The organism is Morganella morganii H1r (assembly GCF_000633515.1).
GTDB lineage: Bacteria > Pseudomonadota > Gammaproteobacteria > Enterobacterales > Enterobacteriaceae > Morganella > Morganella morganii_B.
Genome location: NZ_AYMP01000056.1, coordinates 1 through 1,249, shown reverse-complemented (window position 1 = coordinate 1,249; position 1,249 = coordinate 1). Strand labels below are relative to the sequence as shown.

1 protein-coding gene is annotated in these 1,249 nt (G+C 50.5%); it reads right to left on the bottom strand.

The features are described 5' to 3' along the window. Positions 1-8: 8 nt before the first annotated feature. A protein-coding gene (locus U868_RS0121520; protein WP_115660449.1) for an IS3 family transposase occupies positions 9-1,177 on the bottom strand; the annotation gives its coding sequence in 2 pieces (ribosomal slippage) (positions 9-928 and positions 928-1,177; 1,170 coding nt in all). Between the last annotated feature and the right edge of the window lie 72 nt (positions 1,178-1,249).

The window sequence follows — 1,249 nt, the reverse complement described above, 5'->3', positions numbered from 1 at the left end:
TGTAGTGGTCAACTAAAATTGGCCACGGTTTTAGAGTTTTTCCGGTATTGGTTTTCTGATTCGTTTGGTGGTAATCCACCGTTATATTCATGCGGCCTGACTTCGCTGTAATACCCGATGATATAATCCGTTATTGCATGGGCTGCTTCACTGAAGCTGGTGTAGCCGGTCACCGGCACCCTCTCATTTTTCAGACTTCTGAAGAAGCGCTCCATCGGGCTGTTATCCCAGCAGTTACCACGCCTGCTCATACTTTGTTTTATCCGGTATCGCCACAGTAACTGTCGGAACTGCCTGCTTGTATAGTGGCTACCCTGATCACTGTGGAACATGAGCCCGGATGGCTTATTTCGTATTTCCCATGCCATTTCCAGCGCTTTGGTGGTCAGTTTGCTGTCCGGAGAAAATGACATTGCCCAGCCCACGGGTTTCCTTGCGAACAGGTCGAGTACAACGGCCAGGTATGCCCAGCGTTTACCGGTCCAGATATACGTTACGTCGCCGCACCATACCTGATTGGGCTCTGTCACTGCGAACTGTCGCTCAAGGTGGTTCGGGATAGCAATGTGTTCATGACCGCCACGTTTATACCGGTGAACAGGCTGCTGACAGCTCACCAGCCCCATCTCCTTCATTAGCCGTCCGGCAAGCCATCGTCCCATCCGGAAGCCCCTGTGTGTTGCCATTACAGCGATACTTCTTGCACCTGCTGAGCCATGACTGAGGCCGTGCAGCTCCTGAACCTGACTACGTAATACGGCTCTCCTGCCGTCCGGATTGTCAGGCCGGTTTTCCCGGTATCTATAGCTGCTGCGGTGAACTCCGAACACGCAGCAAAGAGTGGCCACAGGATAATGCGCTCTGAGTTTCCCGATCACCGAGACCTGTTCAGGGAGTCTGACATCAAGAGCGCGGTAGCCTTTTTTAATATTTCGTTTTCCATTTCAATACGTTGAATTTTTTTCTTCAGCTCACGTATCTCAATTTGTTCCGGCGTGATAGGGGATGCTTTCGGTGTTTTGCCTGCCCGTTCGTCCCGTAATTGCTTTACCCACCGCGTCAAGGTGGAAAGCCCGACATTCATGGCTTTCGCGGCATCTGCAACTGTATAGTTCTGATCCACAACCAGCTGGGCTGATTCACGTCTGAATTCTGCACTGAAATTTCGTTTTTTCATTAAGGCACCTGTGTTGTTCTGAGGTGAGCATATCACCTCTGTTCAGGTGGCCAAATTTATTAAACCACTACA